At 64.1% G+C, this 17,664-nt stretch carries 24 protein-coding genes; 18 read left to right on the forward strand and 6 right to left on the reverse strand.

The genetic code is table 11. The features are described 5' to 3' along the window. The first annotated feature begins 30 nt into the window (after window positions 1-30). Window positions 31-1,629 (forward strand): citramalate synthase, encoded by a 1,599-nt coding sequence (gene cimA / locus ACT6QH_RS08945; protein ID WP_444974474.1) that lies wholly within the window; start codon window positions 31-33, stop codon window positions 1,627-1,629. Window positions 1,630-1,710: 81 nt separating this feature from the next. Here the strand turns inward: cimA and ACT6QH_RS08950 are convergent, their stop codons facing one another. Next, the gene (locus ACT6QH_RS08950) at window positions 1,711-2,958 is read right to left on the reverse strand and encodes an Hsp70 family protein (RefSeq protein WP_444974475.1); all 1,248 of its coding nucleotides are present in this window, start codon (window positions 2,956-2,958) and stop codon (window positions 1,711-1,713) included. A 195-nt stretch (window positions 2,959-3,153) separates the two neighbouring features. Here ACT6QH_RS08950 and ACT6QH_RS08955 point away from each other — a divergent pair, with 195 nt between their 5' ends. The 4 genes from ACT6QH_RS08955 to ACT6QH_RS08970 all read left to right on the forward strand — a co-directional run bounded on the left by ACT6QH_RS08955 (window position 3,154) and on the right by ACT6QH_RS08970 (window position 7,884). Beyond that, window positions 3,154-4,089, forward strand: a complete 936-nt coding sequence (locus ACT6QH_RS08955; protein WP_444974476.1) for a GGDEF domain-containing protein — start codon at window positions 3,154-3,156, stop codon at window positions 4,087-4,089. 297 nt (window positions 4,090-4,386) lie between these two features. Continuing rightward, a complete protein-coding gene (locus ACT6QH_RS08960; RefSeq protein ID WP_444974477.1) occupies window positions 4,387-5,106 on the forward strand; it encodes a terminase gpP N-terminus-related DNA-binding protein in 720 nt (239 codons plus the stop codon). Continuing rightward, window positions 5,099-6,370, forward strand: coding sequence for a DNA-packaging protein (locus tag ACT6QH_RS08965; RefSeq protein WP_444974637.1), 1,272 nt, complete (start codon window positions 5,099-5,101; stop codon window positions 6,368-6,370). Before ACT6QH_RS08960 ends, ACT6QH_RS08965 begins: the two co-directional genes overlap by 8 nt. 335 nt (window positions 6,371-6,705) lie before the next feature. Next, on the forward strand, window positions 6,706-7,884 hold the full coding sequence (locus ACT6QH_RS08970; protein ID WP_444974478.1) for a phage portal protein: 1,179 nt from the start codon (window positions 6,706-6,708) through the stop codon (window positions 7,882-7,884). Here ACT6QH_RS08970 and ACT6QH_RS08975 read toward each other — a convergent pair. Further along, window positions 7,872-8,153: a hypothetical protein gene (locus tag ACT6QH_RS08975; protein WP_444974479.1), complete on the reverse strand. Its 282-nt coding sequence runs from the start codon at window positions 8,151-8,153 to the stop codon at window positions 7,872-7,874. The two genes, ACT6QH_RS08970 and ACT6QH_RS08975, sit on opposite strands and share 13 nt — an antisense overlap. A 173-nt stretch (window positions 8,154-8,326) precedes the next feature. Here ACT6QH_RS08975 and ACT6QH_RS08980 point away from each other — a divergent pair, with 173 nt between their 5' ends. Beyond that, window positions 8,327-8,515 (forward strand): hypothetical protein, encoded by a 189-nt coding sequence (locus tag ACT6QH_RS08980; RefSeq protein ID WP_444974480.1) that lies wholly within the window; start codon window positions 8,327-8,329, stop codon window positions 8,513-8,515. Window positions 8,516-8,537: 22 nt separating this feature from the next. On the opposite strand, the gene ACT6QH_RS08985 is transcribed toward ACT6QH_RS08980, so the two are convergent. After that, complete coding sequence (locus ACT6QH_RS08985; protein ID WP_444974481.1) at window positions 8,538-8,849, reverse strand: putative hemolysin; 312 nt, start codon at window positions 8,847-8,849, stop codon at window positions 8,538-8,540. Window positions 8,850-9,057: 208 nt separating this feature from the next. Between ACT6QH_RS08985 and ACT6QH_RS08990 the strand changes: the two genes are divergently transcribed. The 3 genes from ACT6QH_RS08990 (at window position 9,058) to ACT6QH_RS09000 (ending at window position 11,225) form a co-directional block, all read left to right on the forward strand. Further along, on the forward strand, window positions 9,058-9,339 hold the full coding sequence (locus ACT6QH_RS08990) for a hypothetical protein (protein WP_444974482.1): 282 nt from the start codon (window positions 9,058-9,060) through the stop codon (window positions 9,337-9,339). Next, on the forward strand, window positions 9,336-9,887 hold the full coding sequence (locus ACT6QH_RS08995; RefSeq protein WP_444974483.1) for an HK97 family phage prohead protease: 552 nt from the start codon (window positions 9,336-9,338) through the stop codon (window positions 9,885-9,887). The genes ACT6QH_RS08990 and ACT6QH_RS08995 overlap by 4 nt, the downstream gene beginning before the upstream one ends. A 63-nt stretch (window positions 9,888-9,950) precedes the next feature. After that, window positions 9,951-11,225: a phage major capsid protein gene (locus ACT6QH_RS09000; protein WP_444974484.1), complete on the forward strand. Its 1,275-nt coding sequence runs from the start codon at window positions 9,951-9,953 to the stop codon at window positions 11,223-11,225. 48 nt (window positions 11,226-11,273) lie between these two features. Here the strand turns inward: ACT6QH_RS09000 and ACT6QH_RS09005 are convergent, their stop codons facing one another. Together ACT6QH_RS09005 and ACT6QH_RS09010 are read right to left on the reverse strand one after the other, a co-directional pair. Next, window positions 11,274-12,185 carry a transglycosylase SLT domain-containing protein gene (locus ACT6QH_RS09005; protein WP_444974485.1) on the reverse strand — a complete coding sequence of 304 codons (912 nt, stop codon included), beginning with the start codon at window positions 12,183-12,185 and terminating at the stop codon, window positions 11,274-11,276. A 137-nt stretch (window positions 12,186-12,322) separates the two neighbouring features. Next, a complete protein-coding gene (locus ACT6QH_RS09010; protein WP_444974486.1) occupies window positions 12,323-13,078 on the reverse strand; it encodes a S1 family peptidase in 756 nt (251 codons plus the stop codon). Window positions 13,079-13,254: 176 nt separating this feature from the next. Between ACT6QH_RS09010 and ACT6QH_RS09015 the strand changes: the two genes are divergently transcribed. Genes ACT6QH_RS09015 through ACT6QH_RS09050 form a run of 8 tightly spaced genes read left to right on the forward strand, consistent with a single transcriptional unit; the run spans window position 13,255 to window position 16,546 of the window. Continuing rightward, complete coding sequence (locus tag ACT6QH_RS09015; protein ID WP_444974487.1) at window positions 13,255-13,806, forward strand: head-tail connector protein; 552 nt, start codon at window positions 13,255-13,257, stop codon at window positions 13,804-13,806. Further along, complete coding sequence (locus tag ACT6QH_RS09020; protein WP_444974488.1) at window positions 13,803-14,138, forward strand: head-tail adaptor protein; 336 nt, start codon at window positions 13,803-13,805, stop codon at window positions 14,136-14,138. The genes ACT6QH_RS09015 and ACT6QH_RS09020 overlap by 4 nt, the downstream gene beginning before the upstream one ends. Next, window positions 14,135-14,431, forward strand: coding sequence for a hypothetical protein (locus ACT6QH_RS09025; protein WP_444974489.1), 297 nt, complete (start codon window positions 14,135-14,137; stop codon window positions 14,429-14,431). The genes ACT6QH_RS09020 and ACT6QH_RS09025 overlap by 4 nt, the downstream gene beginning before the upstream one ends. Then, on the forward strand, window positions 14,428-14,847 hold the full coding sequence (locus tag ACT6QH_RS09030; protein WP_444974490.1) for a DUF3168 domain-containing protein: 420 nt from the start codon (window positions 14,428-14,430) through the stop codon (window positions 14,845-14,847). The genes ACT6QH_RS09025 and ACT6QH_RS09030 overlap by 4 nt, the downstream gene beginning before the upstream one ends. Before the next feature lie 31 nt (window positions 14,848-14,878). Beyond that, window positions 14,879-15,286 (forward strand): phage major tail protein, TP901-1 family, encoded by a 408-nt coding sequence (locus ACT6QH_RS09035; RefSeq protein WP_444974491.1) that lies wholly within the window; start codon window positions 14,879-14,881, stop codon window positions 15,284-15,286. 11 nt (window positions 15,287-15,297) lie between these two features. Beyond that, window positions 15,298-15,678, forward strand: a complete 381-nt coding sequence (locus ACT6QH_RS09040; RefSeq protein WP_444974492.1) for a gene transfer agent family protein — start codon at window positions 15,298-15,300, stop codon at window positions 15,676-15,678. Next, complete coding sequence (locus ACT6QH_RS09045; protein ID WP_444974493.1) at window positions 15,675-15,974, forward strand: rcc01693 family protein; 300 nt, start codon at window positions 15,675-15,677, stop codon at window positions 15,972-15,974. The genes ACT6QH_RS09040 and ACT6QH_RS09045 overlap by 4 nt, the downstream gene beginning before the upstream one ends. Further along, a complete protein-coding gene (locus ACT6QH_RS09050; RefSeq protein WP_444974494.1) occupies window positions 15,971-16,546 on the forward strand; it encodes a phage tail tape measure protein in 576 nt (191 codons plus the stop codon). The genes ACT6QH_RS09045 and ACT6QH_RS09050 overlap by 4 nt, the downstream gene beginning before the upstream one ends. Before the next feature lie 31 nt (window positions 16,547-16,577). On the opposite strand, the gene ACT6QH_RS09055 is transcribed toward ACT6QH_RS09050, so the two are convergent. Continuing rightward, a complete protein-coding gene (locus tag ACT6QH_RS09055) occupies window positions 16,578-16,814 on the reverse strand; it encodes a hypothetical protein (protein WP_444974495.1) in 237 nt (78 codons plus the stop codon). A 198-nt stretch (window positions 16,815-17,012) separates the two neighbouring features. Here ACT6QH_RS09055 and ACT6QH_RS09060 point away from each other — a divergent pair, with 198 nt between their 5' ends. Beyond that, entirely contained in the window at window positions 17,013-17,654 is a 642-nt protein-coding gene (locus tag ACT6QH_RS09060) for a phage distal tail protein, Rcc01695 family (protein WP_444974496.1), read from the forward strand. Window positions 17,655-17,664: the final 10 nt, after the last annotated feature.

Raw genomic sequence — 17,664 nt, forward strand, 5'->3', positions numbered from 1 at the left:
GCGCATGCGATGAGGCGGGAAGGCTGTAAGATGGCTGTGAAAGAACGCCTGTTTCTATATGACACCACCCTGCGTGACGGGGCGCAGACCAATGGGGTGGCCTTCACCCTGGCAGACAAGCAGAAGGTGATGACCCTGCTGGATCAGCTGGGGGTGGATTATGTGGAGGGCGGCTATCCCGGTGCGAACCCCACCGACACCCAGCTTTTTGAAGCCCCGCCCGCCATGCGCGCGCGCCTCTCCGCCTTCGGCATGACGCGGCGGCCCGGCCGTTCCGCTTCGAATGATCCCGGCGTGGCAGCGCTGATCGGGGCGAAGGCCGACGCTATCTGCTATGTGGCCAAATCCTCTGCCTGGCAGGTGGAAGTGGCGCTGGGGGCCACGCAGGAGGAGAACCTCGATTGCATCCGCGACAGCGTGAAGGCGGCCGTGGACGCCGGGCGCGAAGCCATGGTGGATTGCGAGCACTTCTTTGATGGCTACAAGGAAAACCGGGAATATGCGCTCGCCTGCGTGAAGGCGGCCCATGAGGCCGGCGCGCGCTGGGTGGTGCTGTGCGACACCAATGGCGGTACCCTGCCGCATGAGGTGGAAGAGATTGTGCGCGATGTGGCCCGTGTGGTGCCGGGCGACAATCTGGGTATTCATGCCCATAATGATACCGAGCAGGCCGTGGCCAACTCTCTGGCGGCGGTGCGGGCTGGCGCGCGGCAGATTCAGGGCACGCTGAACGGTCTGGGTGAACGCTGCGGCAATGCCAATTTGTGCTCCATCATCCCCACCTTGCTGCTGAAGCAGGATTATGCCGCGCGTTTCGATATCGGCGTTTCGCAGCAGGGGCTGGGAGAGCTGGTGCATGTCTCACGCGCGCTGGATGAGATGCTGAACCGCGCGCCTGATCGCCATGCTCCTTATGTGGGCGACAGCGCCTTCGCCACCAAGGCCGGCATTCATGCCTCGGCCATCCTGAAAGACCCAAGCACCTATGAGCATGTGCCGCCGGAAGCAGTGGGCAACCGGCGCAAGCTTCTGGTGTCCGATCAGGCTGGAAAATCCAATGTGCTGGCCGAGCTGGAGCGGCTGGGCGTGGAGATGGACAAGAATGATCCGCGCCTCTCCCGTCTGCTGGAGGATGTGAAGCAGCGCGAGGCGCTGGGCTACAGTTATGAGGCGGCGGATGCCTCCTTCGCGCTGCTGGCTCGCCGGGCGCTGGGCGAAGTGCCGGACTATTTCAATGTGGAACGCTTCAGCGTGAATGTGGAGCGTCGCTACAATGCCAGGGGCGAGCTTATCACCGTGGCCGAGGCCATCGTGAAGGTCGAGGTGGAAGGGCAGACCTTCATCTCCGCTGCCGAGGGCAATGGGCCGGTGAATGCGCTGGATGTGGCGTTGCGCAAGGATCTGGGCAAATATCAGCCCCTGATTTCCGGCCTGCGGCTTACGGATTACCGGGTGCGGGTGCTGAATGGCGGCACCGAGGCGGTGACGCGCGTTCTGGTGGAATGCGCCGACGAAACCGGCCAGCGCTGGACCACGGTGGGTGTCTCGGCCAACATCATTGATGCCTCGTTCGAGGCGCTGCTGGATTCCATCACCTGGAAGCTGTTGCAGGAGGGGGCGACAGCCTGAAGGCTGTTGCGAACAGGTAAAAAGGCGCGGCCAGTGGCTGCGCCTTTCTTGTTTCAGTCCCTGCTTGTGGAGCCAGCCGTCTCAGCCGAAATGGCGGCGCGCATCAATGGTGAGGCCGACGCCGACCGAGCCGAAAGTATCACCTTCCACCACGCGGGCCTCGCCCAGCGTGCTCACAATGGCATGGCGCACATGGGCCAGCCGCGTGGAGCCGCCGGTGAGGAAGAGAGCATCCACATGCTCGCGCTTCAGGCCGGCCTGTTGCAGCAGGCTGTCAATGCGCCCGGCAATGCGCTCGGCCAGAAGGGCGGTGACCTCGGCCATCTCGGCGCGGTTCAGGCCAAGGGTCAGGTCGGGTTCCATCCAGCCCAGGGGGATTTGCGTTTCCGGCGCGGCGGCAAGGGCGATCTTGGCGGCTTCCACATCGCCGGCCAGGGCATGGCCGCGGCGCTCCTCGATCACCTGCATCAGACGTTCCAGCCGTTCGGGGGCCTGCGCCTCGCGCCGCACCTCGCGCAGCTCTCGCATCACCTTGGGATCATAGATGCGGTTGATGGAATGCCAGCTCGCCAGATCATGATAATAGCCGGAGGGCACATTCAGGCCGGCGCGCTTCATGGCGGTGCCATAGCCCAGCAGGGGCATGAGGGTGGCCAGGCTCAGAACCCGGTCAAAATCGGTGCCGCCAATGCGCACGCCATCATTGGCCAGAATATCCCCGGCGCGGTCTGCCGCATGGCGTCGCTCGGGGCTGATACGCACGAGCGAGAAATCCGACGTGCCGCCACCAATATCGGCGATCAGCGCAATTTCCTCATGGCTGATCTGCTGCTCATAATCCATCGCGGCGGCGATGGGCTCATACTGGAAGAGAATATCGCGAAAGCCGATGGAGTGGCCGATCTCGCGCAAGGCATTCTCGGCGGCCTTGTCGCCCTCCGGGTCGCCATCCACGAAATGCACCGGGCGACCATGCACCACGGCGGTGATTTCCGCATCCGCCTGCTGCTCGGCGCGGGCCTTCACCTCGGCGATGAAATGGGCAATCACCTTGCGGAAGGGCGCGCGCTGGCGGCCCACCAGGGTCACCTCATCCAGAAGGGCGCTGCCGAGAACGGATTTCAGCGCCCGCATCAGGCGGCCGCCAACGCCATCCACATAGGCGGAAATGGCGGCACGGCCGATCTGCTCGGAGCCATCAGCCTCGAAAAAGATAGCGCTGGGCACGGTTTCATGCGTGCCTTCCAACAGGCACAGGCGCGGGCCGTCGGGTGTGTTGAGCCCCAATGTTGTGTTTGAGGTGCCGAAGTCCAGCCCGCACGCGCGCATCTTGCTCTCCAAAAGTCGGTGGTTGTGACGCCTGCGCCGGCAGATTTCAAGCGCGTCCTGAGCAGGGCAGATCCTCTTCTTGTGTCTTTCTTGCGATGCGTTCGCCCAAAATACACCTATGTGCTTGTATATAGAGGAAGGATTCGCGCAGCGCCTCTGGCCTTCGCCGATGGTTTCTCATGTGCCGGATACGTCATGGATGATATCGCCGAACATCTGCATCTGCTTCTGGATGCCAGCCCGGTGCTGATGGCTGCTTATGATCCGGGAGACAGGCTGCGCTATGCCAATGCGGCTTATCGTGCGGCCTATGGGGTAGAGGCCGGCGAAGAGCCGCTCTGGGCGGATCTGATGCATCGGAATTTCCTGCGGAAAACAGGGCCTGTCATTCCAACGCGGGATTTTGAGGGCTGGCTGACCTCATCCAGTTCCCGTCGGGGCAAGGTGCCGGAGCGCTCTTTTGAGTTGAAGCTGCATGATGGCCGGTGGATGCAATTGACTGAAAGCGTGGCCGCAGGGGGCTGGCTGATGTGCACGCTGTGTGATGTTTCACATATGCGGCAGGATGCACGCGCCGTGCGGGTGGCGCGCGATCAGGCCATTCGCGCCGCCCATACGGATGACCTGACGGGCGTGGCCAACCGCCGTTTCGTCACCGCCCGCGTTGATGACATGCTGGCCCGCAAGGGTATGGGGCTGGGCGCGGACACCACCGGCTGTGTGTGCGTGCTGGACCTCGATAATTTCAAATATATCAATGATTGTTACGGGCATCAGGCCGGAGATACCATTTTGAGGGATTTCTCGGCCCGCATTAATGGCCGGGTACGTCGCTCCGATTGCTTCGGCCGGGTGGGTGGCGAGGAATTCGTTCTGGTTTTGCCGGATACCATGCTGGAGGACGCCGCCAGAATCGTGAACCGTATGTTGACTCTGGTGCGCGATTCCCGCCCGCTGGCCGACAAGCCGGATTTTTCCTACAGCTTCTCCGCCGGCGTGGCGCAGGTGCGGCCGGGCGATACGTTCAACTCCATTTATGGCCGGGCGGACAAGGCTTTGTATGCGGCGAAACTGGCCGGCAGAAACTGCGTTTATCTGGAAGAGGCGCAGGATGAGGTCGCGACGATATAGGAAATTTTCCCTAGATAGGAAAATAGTCATTGACAGCGTAACGCTACCAGGCTAGAGTTTTGCCATGTTCCACAGTTGTGCCCGCCGCGGAGAGGCGCGGGCCGCTGTTTTGCTTTTCAAAACATTCGGGGCTGGCGGTGGGGTTGCCGTGGTGAAACAGGTCTGCGGCAGGGGCCGTGTGCCTGCTGTTCTGTATCTGCTGTCTCGTGCATGTGCAGATCCATCATCCGGCGGTGTCGTCAAGAATGGCACGCTGCCAGCCTGATCGGATTTTTCCCTTTCTTTTCTGGATATGCCATGTCGAAAATCGCTGCTCCTCATGCTGGCGCGCGGCCTGCTGCTGCGTGTCCCGAGCTATCGGACAAGGCTGAAATGGAGCGCCGAAAGCAGGCGCGTCAGCTTTATGAAAGTGGCGTGCCGCTGGTGGAGATCGCCCGCCAGACGGGGCTCTCCCGCCACGCCATCTATTACTGGGCGGATCGGGATGTGAGCCCTGAAGGTGTGGTGAGCCTGAGGCCGGCCCGGCGACGGATGCCGCGTCGGGCGCTTCCTGCGAGGCGGAAACAGGCCGGCTCTTCCCGGCGCAGCCCGGCACCACAAGCCGCTTTGGGGGAGGCTGGGTTGGTTTTGGCCCCTCGCTCCGTTCCTCGCCCGCCGCAACCGAGACGCCAGCCCCGCCAGAGGCTTCTGGCCCGGTTGTGGCGCACGGCGGAGCGGCAGGTGGCGGAAATTGAGGGGCGTATGCAGGTTGCCCATGGGGATGCTGAGCTGTCGCCCCGCACCGCCGCTGACAGCGAGAAGGATGCAAGGGCGCTGGCGCTGATTGCCCGCACCTTGCGTGAGCTTGCGGCGGCGGAAGATGAAGCTGGCCGCAGCCGGAGTGCCAAGCCCGATACACAGCAAGATGGGGAGCCGGATGGCACGCGCAATCTCGAAGACTTCCGCAGCGAGCTTGCGCGTCGCCTTGAGCAGTTGCAAGCCGCAGACGATCCGCCAGTTGCTGTCGAGCCTGAATGAGGCGGAAGCGCAGCATCTGCTGGCGGATTGGGCGCTCTGGGCGCGGCCGGATCAGTTGCCCCCCTCTGCGGCGCAGGGTGGCGGGCCTTGGAATATATGGCTGGTTCTGGGTGGGCGCGGGGCTGGAAAGACCCGCGCCGGAGCCGAATGGGTGCGCGGGCTGGCGCTGGGGCAGGCGCCCTTCGCGCATCGCCCGGTGGGGCGCATTGCACTGGTGGCCGAAACCATGGCCGATCTGCGCGAAGTGATGGTGGAAGGGGTCTCTGGCATTCTGGCCGTTCATCCACCGGGCGAGCGGCCGAAATGGGAACCGACGCGCCGCCGGCTGGAATGGCCGAACGGCGCGGTGGCGCAGGGCTTTTCCGCCGAAGACCCGGAAAGTCTGCGTGGGCCGCAATTCGCTGCCGCCTGGCTGGATGAGCTGGCCAAATGGAAACGTGCGGAAGATACGTTCGACATGCTGCAATTCGGCCTTCGGCTGGGAGAACAACCACGCCAGATGGTGACGACGACGCCGCGCCCCTCCGCGCTTCTGCGTCGCCTGCTGGCGGACCCGCACACAGCGGTGACACGGGCGACGACTGCCGATAATGCGCTGCATCTCGCGCCCGGATTTCTGACCCATGTGCTCAAGCGTTATGGCGGCACCCGGCTGGGCCGGCAGGAGCTGGATGGCGAACTGATCGAAGACCGGCCCGATGCGCTCTGGACCCGCCCGGCGCTGGAGGCGGCGCGCACACAGAAAGCACCGCCCCTGCAACGCATTGTGGTGGCGGTGGACCCGCCAGCCTCTTCCCGTGCCGGGGCGGATGCCTGCGGTATTGTCTGCGCCGGCATGGACGCCACCGGCGGGCTGCATGTGCTGGCTGATGACAGCGCCAGCGGCCTGCGCCCGGCCCAGTGGGCGGCGCGGGTCGTGGCGCTCTATCGGCGTTTCGAGGCGGATCTCATCGTGGCCGAGGTCAATCAGGGCGGGGAGATGGTCCAAGCTGTGATCGGCGAGGTGGACCCGACTGTCGCCGTGGAGCAGGTGCGGGCCACGCGCGGCAAATATGTGCGCGCCGAGCCAGTGGCCGCGCTTTATGAGCAAGGCCGGGTTCACCATTGCGGGGCCTTCCCGACTCTGGAAGACGAATTGTGTGATTTCGGACCGGAGGGGCTGTCATCCGGTCGTTCGCCCGACAGGCTGGATGCGCTGGTTTGGGCGCTGACGGCACTGGCTCTCAAGCCGCAGGCACCGCCGCCGCGTGTGCGTGGGCTTTGAAAGGTGAAGATATGAAAGCGGGATATGCGAGCGGGGGTCTTGGCTATCCCAAGCCCCCGCACCCTCTGTACTTAAGAGAGCGGATAGCGCCTCATTACAGAGCGAAGGTTCGCATTCTTTACCAATAATCCGATTGTGTGCTGTTTGCCAAATTGATGCCCGTGCGTGCGCCCAATCCTTGGGGCCTTGCCATGTGTCTGGGCCCTGGCATGTGTCTGGGCCCTGGCATGTGCTTGGACCCTGCCATGTGCTTGCCGGTATCCGTCATTTCTTCTTGTTCATCTATATCGCCGCCGGTTTCAGCCGTGCGGCTTTTTCTTTTTTCGGGGGTGCGGATGCTCTCTTCTCTGTTTGGAACCTGGCGGCATCGCCCGGCTCGTTCAGGCCCACAGGAGGTCAAGGCCAGCCGCACGGCGGCGCTGGTGGCGCTGCTGGGGGCCGGGCGTGCGCGCTGGAGCGGGCGTGATTATGCCAGCCTTGCGCGGGAGGGTTTCGCCCGCAACGCCATCGCTTATCGCGCCGTGCGGCTGATCGGCGAGGCGGCAGCCTCGGTGCCGCTGGTGCTGATGGAGGGTGCGCGTGAGCTGGATGAGCATCCGCTTCTTGATCTGCTCGCCCGGCCCAATCCACGCCTCACCGGCACATCGCTGATGGAAGCGGTGGTGAGCTATCTTCTGGTTTCGGGCAATGCCTATGTGGAAGGGGTGGCTGTTGATGGCCGCCTGCGCGAGTTGCATGTGCTGCGGCCGGACAGGATGCGCGTGGTGCCGGGGCCGGATGGCTGGCCGGAGGCTTTTGACTATACGCTTGGCGGGAGAACCCAGCGCATTGCACAGGCCAGCATGGTGGAGGGGGTGGATGTGCCGCCTATTCTCCATCTGACGGCCTTCAATCCGCTGGATGACCATTATGGCTTCGCGCCACTGGAAGCCGCCGCGCAGGCGCTGGACCTGCACAATTCCGCCACCGCCTGGAACAAGGCGCTGATTGATAATGCCGCCCGGCCATCCGGCGCGTTGGTCTATGGCGGGGCTGGTGTGCTGAGCGATGAACAGTTCGAGCGCCTGAAGGATGAGCTTGAATCTTCCTTTCAGGGTGCGACCAATGCCGGCCGCCCGCTGTTGCTGGAGGGCGGGCTGGATTGGCGTCCGCTCTCCATGTCGCCGCGTGATATGGATTTCGAGGCTGCCCGCAATGGTGCGGCGCGCGAGATTGCGCTGGCGGTGGGGGTGCCGCCGTTGTTGCTGGGCATTCCCGGCGACAACACCTATTCCAACTATGCCGAGGCCAACCGCGCCTTGTGGCGGCAGAGCGTTCTACCGCTGGTGAAGCGCGTGGCGGAAGGGCTCTCCTGTTGGCTGGGGCCCGCCTGGGGTGAGGGGCTGCGGCTGGTGCCGGACCTCGATCAGGTGGAGGCGCTCTCCAGTGAACGCTCGGACTTGTGGGCGCGCGTGGGTGCAGCAGATTTTCTGAGCGATGAGGAAAAGCGGGAGGCCGTGGGTTATGGCGCGTGAGGGGCTGTACGCGTGCCGGTGCTTTCAGCCTCACGCAGCTTCCAGATCTCCAGCACAGAGGTGAAGGCGGACATGGTGCCGCCATAGATGAAAACGCTCACGGCCACCGTGCGCCATGGGTTTTCGCCCACTCCGGCAATAAAGGCCAGGGCCAGACCGAAAGGCAGGCCCCAGAGCACGACGCCCAGCAGAAAACGCAGCAGGAGGCGGCGCATCATGCCGGGGCGGCGCAGAATGTCACGAACAGGTCTCGCTCCGGCGTTTGACATCAGCTCACCTCGCGGAAACAGGGCTCTGGCAGGGAGGCATCCGAGAAAAGCTGGCGATGCGGCAATACGCAGCTGGCGACCGGACCTGCGGCCCGGAAAGATGATGCTTCAGCCATCATAGGGCCAGCCTGTCATCGCGCCAACCCGCAGGCTGTTAAATATGGGAGATAGGGATGGATAGTCTCATCCGCACCTTTGCGGAGCGGGGGGATCTGGCCCATGTGGCGCTGCTGCTGTGGGCGCTTCTGGCCTCGGCAACCTGCTGGCGGGCGCTGAACGCGCTGACACAGGCCAGCGCGCGCATGGATGCTTTCATCCGCGAACTGGCGCGTTTCAACGCCCATTTCGAAGATGAGGCGTAGCAGCCAGCTCAGTGAGGAAGGATCACTTGGGCATGTCTGCATTGTCCGCAGGCTTATGCTGTGGGGTGTCCTGATCGCCGGGCTGGGGATGGTTGGCGCGGAACAGCGCCCATTCTTCTTCAATGCGGCCATCCGGCAGGTGGCAATAGCCCACCTGGCCTTCGGGTGTGGTGCGCATTTCCAGCTTGCCGCCCAGGCTGGCGCAATATTGAGAGGCCGGATTGGCGAGCCCCACCATGGGCGGTTGATTTTCCGCTGCCAGAGCCATGACCGGAGCTGATGTGAACGCGGCGAGGCATGCAAGGCCGGCGAGGCCGGAGCGGAGCTGGATCATGGCTGTTTCCTCAAGTGGGGCGTGTGAGCGTGCATCAGCTATCGCTCTCATAAGGCAAGATTAAGCCCGCGCGCAGGCTGGTGGGATGTGGCCGCGCAATATCGTGTTCCGCCACACCATGGACGGGCAGGCCGACACAGGCTGCCGCCTGCATCAGTGTGCCGGGCTGTTGGCCCGGCTTTTCTTTTTCAATCTGTGGAGAGCTTTCATGCGTGCTCCTTTTCAGAAGGCGTCGATGCCGCGCATTCGTGCGTTGGGCGGCGCTGGCCGGCCCGGTGCGGGTTCGGTCAAGGCGGCTAGGGCTGCCTCATCCCGGCCGGCCGGTTCAAGGGCTGCGTCGCGCACAACTGCGGCCGGTCATGTCTTCCGGGATTTCGTCGCGACGCTGGAGAGGCTGGAACGGGGACGTCGGCGTAAGGCCGTGCTGACGCGAAATGCCGATGCGTCTGTGGCGGCCAGATCCCGGAGCGGAAAGGGAGGCACGGCATGACGGGCTCACCTTTCCGGGATCGGCTCGTCGCCTCTTCCACGCCAGCGCGGGGCCATGAGAACGAAGGCTTTGTGGTGGAAGGCTATGCCTGCCTGTTCGGCGTCACCGATCTGGGGCGCGACATGGTGATGCCGGGGGCCTTCGCCGACAGTGTGGCGCAGATGGGCGCGGGTGGGGTGCGGATGCTCTACCAGCATGATCCGGCCCAGCCCATCGGGGTGTGGACCCATTTGCTGGAGGATGCGCAGGGCCTGCATGTGCGTGGCCTGCTCTCGCCCCGTGTGGCCCGTGCCCGCGAATGCGCGGCGCTGGTGGAAGAGGGGGCGCTGGATGGGCTTTCCATCGGCTTCAAGGCTGTGAAGGCCCGCACGGACCCGCGCAGCCGCGTGCGCCGGCTGGAGCGTATCGAGCTTTGGGAAATTTCCATCGTCACCTTCCCCATGCAGCCGGGGGCCCGCATCGCGCGGCCCGCTGCCGGGCTTTCGCCGGTCCTCGCTCTGGCCGGCGCCACGGCGCGGTTGAGGGCCTCCATGACGGGGCAGCCCTGAGCTGTCCGCACCTGTTTTGGGGCTGCGGCCCTGATGTTTCTCTTTCACATATGGATGGATCACATGTCGAACATGATGCGCGCGCCTGAAACCAAGGTGGCCATGGCTGATATGCCGAACGGGGACCTCCGGGAAACCCACGCCGCCATGGCGGATTTTCTTTCCACCTTCGAGGCTTACAAAGCCACGAATGAGACGCGTCTGGCCGAGATGGAGCGGCGCAGCACCGATGTGCTGACACAGGAGAAGCTCTCCCGGATTGATGCTGCGCTGGATGCCCAACAGGCGAAGCTGGATGTGCTGGCCACCAAGGCGCGTCGTCCGGCGCTGGAAGGTCCGCGCAGCGTGGTGCAGGCGCTGGCCAGCAGGGAGCATGGCGCGGCTTTTGATGCTTATGTGCGCCATGGCGAGGCAGGTGGCCTCAAGGCTCTGGAGGGCAAGGCGCTGGCTGCGGGCACGGGGGCCGATGGCGGGTTTCTGGTACCCTATGAGGCCGAGGCGGAAATTGGCCGCCGGCTTGCGGCGCTCTCGCCCATTCGGGCGCTGGCGACGGTGCGCACCATTTCCGCCGGCATGCTGCGCAAGCCCTTCATGACCTCCGGCCCGGTGGCTGGCTGGGCCGCAGAAACGGCGGCGCGTCCGCAGACCACAGCGCCGGTTCTGGCCGAACTGAACTTCCCGGCCATGGAGCTTTACGCCCAGCCTGCCGCCACACAGGCTCTGTTGGATGATGCCCAGGTGAATGTGGAGGAGTGGCTGGCCGAGGAAGTGGATGTCGCCTTCGCTGCACAGGAGAGCGCGGCCTTTGTGAATGGGGATGGCGTGGCCTGCCCGCGTGGTTTCCTGACCCATGATACGGTGGCCGAGGGGGAATGGAACTGGGGCAAGCTGGGCCATGTGGCAAGCGGGGCGGCGGGTGATTTCGCCACGACCGATCCGGGCGATGCGTTGCTGGAACTGGTTTATGCGCTGAAGGCCGGTTACCGGCATAATGCCACCTTCCTGATGAACCGGCGCACCCAGTCCGCCACCCGCAAGCTCAAGGATGAGAATGGAAATTATCTGTGGGCTCCACCGGCAGTGGCCGGGCAGGGTGCCAGCCTGATGGGCTTCCCCCTCGTGGAATGCGAGGACATGCCGGATATGGCGGCCGATAGTTGCGCCATCGCCTTTGGTGACATGCGCCGTTTCTACATGGTGGTGGACCGGGCCGGGGTGAATGTGCTGCGCGATCCCTTCTCCGCCAAGCCCTATGTGCTGTTCTACACCACCAGGCGCGTGGGTGGCGGGGTGCAGGATTTCGACGCCGCCAAGCTGATGAAATTCAGCGCGGCGTGATTTTTCGGGCGGCGGCGGGGAAAGCCTGTCGCCGCCCGGAAATCTGGATTAGTTGGGGAGCACGATGCAGGCTCCGCCAGCTTTGCGAAGGCGGTTGCACAGGGCATTGGCCTCGCGCCGCGTTTCGGCAGGCAGGCGCACGCGATAGAAAACCCGTCGTCCGCGTCCGCCCATCCGAGTGGCGACGATGACCGGGGTCAGCTCTCCCATCACATTGCGATGGCGCGCGGCGGTGCGCCGGAATGAGGCCAGCGCCGTGGCGCGGTTGAAATTGCCGGAGATCTGCACGCCCCATGGCGCAAAAAGCGGGTTCACCTCACCTTCCGGTGCAGGCATGCCCTTGCGCAGGCTGGCCAGAGTGGTGAGGCAGGGCTCGGGTGGAAACAGGGTCACGCCTGACGGGTCCGCCTCTTCGGGCGTTTCCGGGGCCTCTTCCGGGGTCTTTGTGGGCGAACTGTCTTTTGGAAGCGACGGCTTGACGCCGCTTTCCTCGTCCGTGGCCAGGCTGATGCGTGCGCCCTGTTTCAGCTCTGCCCATTGTTCGGCGCTGCGGCCGGTGATGAAACGCACATAATTGCGCGTTTCCATTGGCAGACCGCCGCCGGCCAGAAAGCCGGATACACGCCCTGGCCCGGCATTATAGGCGGCCGCTGCAAGGCCCAGATTGCCGAATTGGCGCATATGATCGGCCAACAGGGCGGCTGAAGCGGGAATGGCGGTGGCTGGGTCAAACGGGTTTTCCAGTCCGCGCGCCTTTGCCGTGGCCGGCATGAACTGGGCGATGCCCTGCGCCCCGGCATGGCTGACCACATGCGGGCGGAAGGAACTTTCGCGCCAGATGAGCCGGGTAAGAAAGGCGTTGGGCAAGCCATTGCTGGCGGCGGCATCATCAATCAGCCGGCAAATGGCATGGTCAAAGTTTTCGGGCTTTTCGGCCTGTGCCGGGGCCTGCTGCGCCATGGCAGGGCCGGAAAAAGAGGTGGCAAAGACAGGGCAGGAAAAAGAGGTGGTAAGCCCAAGCAGCCCAGCGAAAGCAGAAGCGATGGCAGGCCGGCGTATCCATTGAAAAAGAGGGAAAACACCAGTTGCCATGGGGGTTACTCCAGCGGGCTGCCCAGAGTTTGCGCTGTCTGGTTGATCCAGTCCCGGTTGAGGGAAACGAGGGTGACGCCCGTAACTCCGCCGCAGCCGCGCCGCCCGTGTGGGGCGGTGGCCCAGCTCGTGATGCCGGCCAGAGCACCATTCTGGAAAGATGGGCCACCGGAATCGCCGGTGCAGGCCCCTGCGCCGCCCTTGCTGCCGCGCGAGAGGCGCACCATGAAACCGCCGGTGGTGCCGATGGAGGGCAGGGAGGCCATGCGCAGCGTGCCGGCGCTGCTTTCCGCGCCATCGCGCACCATGCCATAACCGGCCAGCAGCAGGGTGGAGCCCTTCGGCGGAATGCCGGCGCTGGAAAGGCGCACGGGGGTGAAGCGCGCCGGCAGGGGGCCGGCCAGCTTGATGAGCGCCAGATCGGGCGTGGGCCTGCGACTCTTGAATTGGCCGGAATTGAAGCGCGGATGCACAATGATGCGCGCCGCCGGCAACAGGCGCGGTGGGGCTTCATCCACCAGCGCCACAGCATAATCGCCCGCCGGAGCGACGCAATGGGCCGCTGTCAGCACCAGATCATGCGCCAGCACCGCACCTGAACAGGATGCGCCGCGGGTGGAGACGACAAGAGCTGTTTGCGCCGCGACCTTTGTCGAGGCTGGCTCGCCGCCCATGATGGCATAGGCCGGCTTGGCGAGGGCCAAGCCGGCAGACAGCGCCAGAGCGGCGGAAAGCAGGGTGCGCGCGAGCTTCATACCCATGCTTGTGCCGTCATGACGGTGGCCCGTCAATGCGATGTCTCAATGTGTTCTCGTTTTTTGGGCCGGCCCCGGAAACTCCGGCTGATCTGAAGCTGGCTACAGGGGAAGCCCGGCATTTGAGCGGTATCGCACCGGATGTCGCGAGCAGATTTTCACACATAAGGGGAGCCATTCTCATGGCAGAACTTCTCGTCGGCCCGGCCGCCGAGCCGCTGACGCGCGCCGAGGCCAAGGATTTTTTGCGTCTCGATCATGATGATGAAGATGTATTGGTGGATGCTCTCATCACCACCGCCCGAAGCTGGGTGGAAAGCCAGACCGGCCGGGCCCTGATGGTGCAGAGCTGGCGCTTCGTGCGGGATGCCTGGCCTTTGAGCCATCTCATCATCGCGCCGCTTGGGCCAGTGCGACGCATCATTTCGGCCTCGGTGCGCAGAGCGGATGGCACTGTGCTGGAGCTACCGGAAGGGGCGTTGCGACCGGGAGAAGGCGCGCTGATCCATGTGGATCTGGCGCAGGTGCCCCAGCCGGTTGGCAAGGGTGGCATCAGCATCAGCTATGAAGCCGGTTATGGCACGCAGGTGGCGGATATTCCGGCTGAGCTGGTGCAGGCGGTGCGCCTTCTGGTGGCGCATTTTCATGAGCATCGCGAAGGGGCGGGTGATGCTACACGCCTGCCGGAGGCGGTGCTGGCACTGCTGGCACCCTACCGTCTGGTGCGGTTGTGAGTGCGCAGATCATCCCGCTGGGCACATTGCGTCATCGTCTGACCCATCAGACCAGCGTGGATGTGCCAGATGGCGCGGGTGGCAATGCACGCCATTTCATCACCGTGGATCGCATCTGGGGACGGGTGGAGGCGGTTTCAGCTGATTTCGCAATTGCTGAAGAGCGCCCGAAGGCGCGGCATCTGGTGCGCATCACCGTGCGTGGACCCACCGCCATCACCCCCGGTGACAGGCTGCTCTGGGGGGCGCGGCTGTTCCATGTCGAGGCCGTGAGCAGTGCGGATGGCTGGGGGCGCTTCAGCCGCTGTCAATGCCGGGAGGAACAGACATGAAGGTGGATATTTCATCTCCGGCCGTGTCGGGTCTGGCGCAGCGCATCGCCGCGCGTGTCCTGCCTTCAGCCCGGCAGCAGGCCGGCGACAGGTTGGCACGGAAACTGGCGCGGGAGATCGCGGCGGAAACAGGTGTGGAGCCCCGGTTGCAGGGCTCCCCCGAACGCCTGGTCGTGCGAGTGGAGGATGACGCGGTGCTGGCCCGCATCCGCGGCAATGCGGAGACACCGGGCGATGCGGTGCTCGATCGTATCCGGCTGGATATTCAGCGACAGGCCGGAGGACGCGCATGACATTGCCTTTTACAAGTCCGGCGCTTGGTTTGCGGGCGGCCATTCATGCCGCCCTTTCGGCAGATGCAGCCCTGATGGCGCAATTGGGAGAGCCGCGCATCTTCGATGTGCCGCCGAAGGATGCGCCTTTTCCCTATGTGGCGCTGGGTGAGGCAGTGGTGAGTGACTGGTCCACCGCAACCGAGGCCGGCACGGAACAGGCGCTGACGCTGCATGTTTTCTCGCGCAGTGGCGGGCGGGCGGAGGCTTTCGCGCTCGCCGCGCTGGTGCAGCAGGCGCTGCATGATGCGCCGCTGGCCGTTGCGGGCCATCACCTGGCCAATCTGCGCGCCACCAGCGCTGAAGTGGTGCGCGAGAAGGATGGCCGCACCTTCCATGCGCTGGTGCGGTTCCGGGCCGTGACGGAGCCTGCGTGAGGGTTCAGACCATTCAAAAATGGAGAGTTGAATGAGCGCGCAGAAGGGCAGCGACCTGCTGCTGAAGATGGATTCCGGGGCGGGTATGGTGACGGTCGCGGGCCTGCGCTCGCGCACTTTGGCCTTCAATGCCCAGAGTGTGGATGTGACCCATGCGGATTCCGCCGGGCGCTGGCGTGAGTTGCTGGAGGGGGCAGGGGTGAGACGCGCCAGTATTTCCGGCTCCGGCGTATTCAAGGATGCGCAATCCGATGCGTTGGTGCGGCAGGCTTTTTTCGCCGGTGCACTGGTGGCGAGCGAAGTGGTGATCCCCGATTTTGGAGCGGTGAGTGGCCCGTTCCAGATCACCGCACTGGAAATCGCCGCAGATCATGATCGCGAGGTGACGTTCGACCTGACGCTGGAAAGCGCCGGGGCCCTCACCTTTGCCGCGCTGTGAGGGAGGGGCCCATGCCCAATGCCAGACGGGGTGAAATTGGCGCGGTTCTGGATGGCCGACCGCGCACTTTGGTGCTGACGCTTGGCGCGTTGGCTGAACTGGAAGAGGCCTTCGGCGTGCAGGATTTGATGGCGCTGGCCGAGCGTTTCGGGCAGGGCCGCCTTGCGGCGCGTGATGCCGTGCGCATTCTGCATGCCGGCCTGCGTGGAGCCGGGGAAAATGTGACGCTGGATGAGGTGGCGCAGATGCGCGCTGAGGGCGGGGCGGCTGGCTTTGCGCGCATCGTCTCCAGCCTGCTGACCGCAACCTTCGGGACTGAAGCGGAAGCGGGAGACCTTCCGGGCGCACCGCAGAGCTCTCCCATGCGCCCTTCCGGGCCGCAACAGGCATGAAACCTGCCCCGACTTTCCATGCCTCGCAAGAGGATACGCCTCCGCACCACGCGCCATGGGCTTTTCCATGGGCGGCGGCCATGGGGGCGGGGCTGGGCCTGTTGCGGCTGCCTCCAGAACAGTTCTGGCGCATGACGCCCCGTGAGCTGGCGCTGGCTCTTGAGGCAATTTCCGGTGCGGTTTCCGGCGAGGCGGGCCTGTCTCGCCATTTGAGCCGTCACATGACACGCGATGAACTGGGCGTGCTGATGGCGCGCTTTCCCGATGACATCAGGACACAGGAGCATGGGGCATGAGCGAAAGCGTGGATATTGCCATTGAGGTGGATACACGGCAGGCTCTCTCCGCACTGGATGAGGTGGAGGTCTCCACCCGAGGTATGGCGCGGGCCTTGTCCACGGCCTTCACCGGGCTGGTGGTGCAGGGCAGGGATTTTTCCAGCGTGTTGGAACAACTGGCCACGCGCCTCTCCAGCTTGGCGCTGACGGCGGCGCTGAAACCGCTGGAAAGCGGAATATCCTCCATGTTTTCCGGCCTTTCGGGCGGGCTGGCATTCGCTAAAGGTGGGGTGGTGGATGAAGGGCGTGTGCGCCCCTTCGCCAAGGGCGGCGTTGTCGCCGCGCCCAGCTATTTTCCGCTTGGGGGCGGTGGCGCGAGCTTTGGCCTGATGGGGGAGAAGGGCGCGGAAGCCATCATGCCGCTGGAGAGGGCCAGTGATGGCAGCCTCGGCGTGCGCATGGCCGGTGGTGGCGGGCCTTCCGTGACAGTGAATGTGAGCACGCCGGATTTTTCGGCCTTTCGCCGGTCGGATGCCTATCTCTCCGGGCTTGTGGCCCGTGCCGTGGCGCGGGCGCAGCGCAATGGCTGAGCAGGGGCATCAGGGCTGGCGGAGCTGCACGTCAGACTGATGAGGTTTTGTGCTTTTTCTTTTTGGAAAGCGCCTTCGGTTGCTTTGTTTTCTTGGATTTCTTTTCAGCTTTTATCTGGGTTTCGGCTGCTTTGTGCGCCTTTTCCTGTTTCAAGGCACAGGGCTGGGGCACAAGACTGGCGATCAGCTTCGCCTTGGCACTGGCGGCCTTGGGCCGTTCCGTAGGGGTGGATTCAGCCTTCAGCAAGGGAGCCATTTGTGCGGACACATCTGTTGTAGCTTGCTTTTTTCCACCTTTCTTTTCCGCTTTCCCGGCGGTGTGAGGCGCCTTCAGCTTCGCCCTGCTTTTAGATGCCTTGGTTATGCTCTTTTTGCCCTCTCAGTAAACAGGCAAGTAAATGCGTGTGTGGCGAGAGTGTCAAGCCGGTTTCATCTTTTATGCTTCTGGAAAGGGGTGCGAGATCTGATGTCTGCTTTTCATGATGTGTTATTCCCCCTCGATATTGCGTTGGGAGCGGCCGGAGGCCCGGAGCGGGTGACGCAGGTGGTAACGACAGCCACCGGGCGAGAGGAACGCAATACCCGCATGGCGGATTCCCGCCGGCGATGGGATGCCGGATATGGGGTGAAGACCCTGACGGCGCTTTCCGGTGTGGTGGCTTTCTTCGAGGAACGACGCGGGCGGCTGCATGGCTTTCGCTGGCGCGACAGGCTGGATCATGCCTCCGCTGCGCCTGGTGCCCCCATCACCGCGCAGGATCAGCGCATTGGTACGGGCGATGGCGTGCTGCGCCAGTTTACTCTTTCCAAGACCTATGGCGGGCTTCATGCACCTTACAGGCGGCCCATCACCTGCCCGGTTCCGGGTTCCGTGCGGGTGGCCGTGAACGGGGTGGAGCAGAGCGCGGGCACGGCTTTCACGGTGGAGATCACCACGGGTGTGATTACCTTCACGGCAGGCCATATCCCACCGGCTGATGCGGTGGTGAGCGCCGGGTTCATGTTCGATGTTCCGGTGCGTTTCGATACTGATTTTCTGGAAGTGAACCTGTCGGCCTTCGAGGCCGGTGAGATCCCGCGCATTCCGGTAATCGAAATCCATCCTTGAACCTTCAGGT

The organism is Haloleucobacter albus (assembly GCF_052492075.1).

Excerpts from the sequence above, each read along its gene's own strand:
- cimA (WP_444974474.1), top strand. The coding sequence starts at position 31 with ATGGCTGTGAAAGAACGCCTGTTTCTATATGACACCACCCTGCGTGAC.
- ACT6QH_RS08950 (WP_444974475.1), bottom strand. The coding sequence starts at position 2,958 with ATGCGCGCGTGCGGGCTGGACTTCGGCACCTCAAACACAACATTGGGG.
- ACT6QH_RS08955 (WP_444974476.1), top strand. The coding sequence starts at position 3,154 with ATGGATGATATCGCCGAACATCTGCATCTGCTTCTGGATGCCAGCCCG.
- ACT6QH_RS08960 (WP_444974477.1), top strand. The coding sequence starts at position 4,387 with ATGTCGAAAATCGCTGCTCCTCATGCTGGCGCGCGGCCTGCTGCTGCG.
- ACT6QH_RS08970 (WP_444974478.1), top strand. The coding sequence starts at position 6,706 with ATGCTCTCTTCTCTGTTTGGAACCTGGCGGCATCGCCCGGCTCGTTCA.
- ACT6QH_RS08975 (WP_444974479.1), bottom strand. The coding sequence starts at position 8,153 with ATGTCAAACGCCGGAGCGAGACCTGTTCGTGACATTCTGCGCCGCCCC.
- ACT6QH_RS08980 (WP_444974480.1), top strand. The coding sequence starts at position 8,327 with ATGGATAGTCTCATCCGCACCTTTGCGGAGCGGGGGGATCTGGCCCAT.
- ACT6QH_RS08985 (WP_444974481.1), bottom strand. The coding sequence starts at position 8,849 with ATGATCCAGCTCCGCTCCGGCCTCGCCGGCCTTGCATGCCTCGCCGCG.
- ACT6QH_RS08990 (WP_444974482.1), top strand. The coding sequence starts at position 9,058 with ATGCGTGCTCCTTTTCAGAAGGCGTCGATGCCGCGCATTCGTGCGTTG.
- ACT6QH_RS08995 (WP_444974483.1), top strand. The coding sequence starts at position 9,336 with ATGACGGGCTCACCTTTCCGGGATCGGCTCGTCGCCTCTTCCACGCCA.
- ACT6QH_RS09000 (WP_444974484.1), top strand. The coding sequence starts at position 9,951 with ATGTCGAACATGATGCGCGCGCCTGAAACCAAGGTGGCCATGGCTGAT.
- ACT6QH_RS09005 (WP_444974485.1), bottom strand. The coding sequence starts at position 12,185 with ATGGCGCAGCAGGCCCCGGCACAGGCCGAAAAGCCCGAAAACTTTGAC.
- ACT6QH_RS09010 (WP_444974486.1), bottom strand. The coding sequence starts at position 13,078 with ATGGGTATGAAGCTCGCGCGCACCCTGCTTTCCGCCGCTCTGGCGCTG.
- ACT6QH_RS09015 (WP_444974487.1), top strand. The coding sequence starts at position 13,255 with ATGGCAGAACTTCTCGTCGGCCCGGCCGCCGAGCCGCTGACGCGCGCC.
- ACT6QH_RS09025 (WP_444974489.1), top strand. The coding sequence starts at position 14,135 with ATGAAGGTGGATATTTCATCTCCGGCCGTGTCGGGTCTGGCGCAGCGC.
- ACT6QH_RS09030 (WP_444974490.1), top strand. The coding sequence starts at position 14,428 with ATGACATTGCCTTTTACAAGTCCGGCGCTTGGTTTGCGGGCGGCCATT.
- ACT6QH_RS09035 (WP_444974491.1), top strand. The coding sequence starts at position 14,879 with ATGAGCGCGCAGAAGGGCAGCGACCTGCTGCTGAAGATGGATTCCGGG.
- ACT6QH_RS09040 (WP_444974492.1), top strand. The coding sequence starts at position 15,298 with ATGCCCAATGCCAGACGGGGTGAAATTGGCGCGGTTCTGGATGGCCGA.
- ACT6QH_RS09045 (WP_444974493.1), top strand. The coding sequence starts at position 15,675 with ATGAAACCTGCCCCGACTTTCCATGCCTCGCAAGAGGATACGCCTCCG.
- ACT6QH_RS09050 (WP_444974494.1), top strand. The coding sequence starts at position 15,971 with ATGAGCGAAAGCGTGGATATTGCCATTGAGGTGGATACACGGCAGGCT.
- ACT6QH_RS09060 (WP_444974496.1), top strand. The coding sequence starts at position 17,013 with ATGTCTGCTTTTCATGATGTGTTATTCCCCCTCGATATTGCGTTGGGA.